Below are 2328 nucleotides of genomic sequence, written 5' to 3'. Positions count from 1 at the left end.
CGGCGAGCTGAACCAGCTCGTGCTTCATATTGATGATTTGGTCCAGCCTGGCCCGAAACAGATCGCCCGATCCCGTCGTCCTGTGCTTCTTCGGTCGCATCGCCACCTCCGATGCGATCACGGAATCTGGAGGGTTCTGTGAGGTCGCGGAGGAAAGGCCAGCCACGGGCTCTGTCGCGACCTCGCAGAAGCCGGATTGAAGGAGCCGCGGAGTTGTGGGGCGCTATGGCGATAGTGCAGCCAGAGAAGCTGCGGAAAAGGCGCGCCTGTGGTCGCCGCGCATCGGCGAGATCTTGATTGGACGTGAGCTGCGCGATTGCTCGGGCCGAGAGCGCGAAGCCGCGAACGATTTGTTGTGCTGGGATGCGCGGCCGAACGATTGGCGGGATGTTTGGTGGCGAGCGCGGCCACGGCGACATCGGAGGTTGCCACCGAGAAGTGACCATGGAAGGGGTGGATGGTGCATGCGCTGGTCATGACGTGTCACAACGGAACGGCTGGTCGCGCGCGGAGGCTCGCGGGACGACGTCGATGCGCCGGCGGAACAGCTGAGAGAGGACGCGCACCGGCAGGAAGAAGCCGGGCCGGCAAGCGACCCATCGTGTGCCGTCGAGCGAAGGTCCACCACCGGGCACGACACAGTGGACATGCGGATGGTGTTGCAGGGTCTGGCCCCAGGTATGGAGGACGGCGGTGACGCCGAGCTGGGCACCGCGATGCTTGGGGTCGGCGGCGATGGTGGTGAGCGTCTCCGCCGCGCAGCGGAACAGGATGGCATAGACTACCGCCTTGTTCTGGAACGCAATCTCCCTGGCCGGCGCCGGCAAGGTGAAGACCACGTGGAAATACGGCACGGGAAGGAGTTCGGCTTGCCGCTCGGCAAGCCACTGCGGGCGTGCCGCGCCCTGGCACTTCGGAAGTGCCGATTGCGACAGGAGTTGTAGGCGATGCGCCTCGCACCGCAGTCGTCGCATTGCTCCAGGTGGCCGCCGAGCACGCCGTCCGACACGCCGTGATGGCGCCCATCACACGTCGCTCGACGCGGCCGAGGCGACCGGCATGCGCCTGCCGAAAAGCTTCGCCGTGGCGGCGGAATATGTCCGCCACCTCCAAAGCCGGATCCATGATGCCGGATCAGCCGGGCGGAACGATCTCCAATCGCAGCCGGTCAAGCGGACTCGGGGTCTGGCTGATGGTTTGGTGGCAACCTGGGCGTAGCGGGCCGTGCTCTGCAGGCTGGCATGGCCGAGCAGCACCTGGATGACACGAATGTCGGCGTCGTTCTCCAGAAGATGGGTCGCAAAACTGTGCCGTAATGTGTGCACCGTCACGCGCTTGTTCAGACCGGCTGCGATGTGGGCCGAGCGGCACGCCGCGTGCAGCACAGTCGCATCAAGCGGCCGCTCACTGCCGCGGCCGGGAAATAGCCAGCGTGTCGGTCGGGTTAACCGCCAATAGGCCCTTAGAATCTTCAGAAGCTGCGGCGAGAGCATGACGTAACGGTCCCTGCCGCCTTTGCCTTGTTCGACCCGGATTACCATCCGCTGGCTGTTGATATCCGTGACCTTGAGGAAAACCACCTCCGACACGCGTAATCCAGTGGCATAGACTGTCGTCAACGCTATGCGGCTCTTTAGGCTCGGGATCGCCTCTAGAAAACTCACCACCTCGTCGGCACTCAGCACGACCGGCAGCTTGCGTGGCTCCCGCGCATAGGCAATGCATTCGGGGATCGCGCTGTGGCCGAGCGTCACGCCATAGAAAAAGCGCAAGGCACAGACGATCTGGTTGAGTGCCGGCCATGATATCCCCGTCGCCACCAGGTGAACCTGGAACGCATGGACATCCTCTAAGCCCAGATGATCGGGCGATCGGCCAAAATATCGGCTGAACTTCATGAGATATGATCGTTGCGTCGCCGGCGACAGATTGCGGACCGTCATGTCCTCGATCAGGCGTCGGCGGAGAGGGCTCAACTGGGCCATCGGAAAACCTCCTGTCTGAAGGGTTGGGCTCTGAAAACCCTCGATCCTCTCAGACAGGAGGTGGCCGTTACCACCTCTCCTCAAATGCCGCGCCAGCGGCTTCGTTCAATCCTGAAAATGAAATTGCAAGGTTCCGATCCCCGAAGCATCAAAACCCTGCAATCGCAAAAAAAGCCGGTCTGCCAGATTACGATTCCACATCAGTCACTTGGTCGCTCTTAACATGGCGTAATCGCGGCTGACCGCTTCTCGAAGGCTCAAGATCCGGTAGGATCTGCCTCGGGGGATCATCGAAAGGAAGCAACTCATGAAGCAGTACGTCGGTTTGGACATCTCTATGGAA

The 2328-nt window shown here is 62.0% G+C and carries 2 pseudogenes; both read right to left on the bottom strand.

Going from position 1 to position 2328, the window contains the following annotated elements:
- Positions 1-536: 536 nt before the first annotated feature.
- Positions 537-1125 (bottom strand): annotated as a pseudogene (locus CVM73_RS38605) (IS91 family transposase); the annotation flags it as partial.
- Positions 1126-1134: 9 nt separating this feature from the next.
- Positions 1135-1985, bottom strand: a pseudogene (locus CVM73_RS38600) (tyrosine-type recombinase/integrase).
- Positions 1986-2328: the final 343 nt, after the last annotated feature.

It is taken from the genome of Bradyrhizobium forestalis, from assembly GCF_002795245.1.
Taxonomy (GTDB): domain Bacteria; phylum Pseudomonadota; class Alphaproteobacteria; order Rhizobiales; family Xanthobacteraceae; genus Bradyrhizobium; species Bradyrhizobium forestalis.
This window is presented reverse-complemented; position numbering and strand designations above follow the sequence as displayed.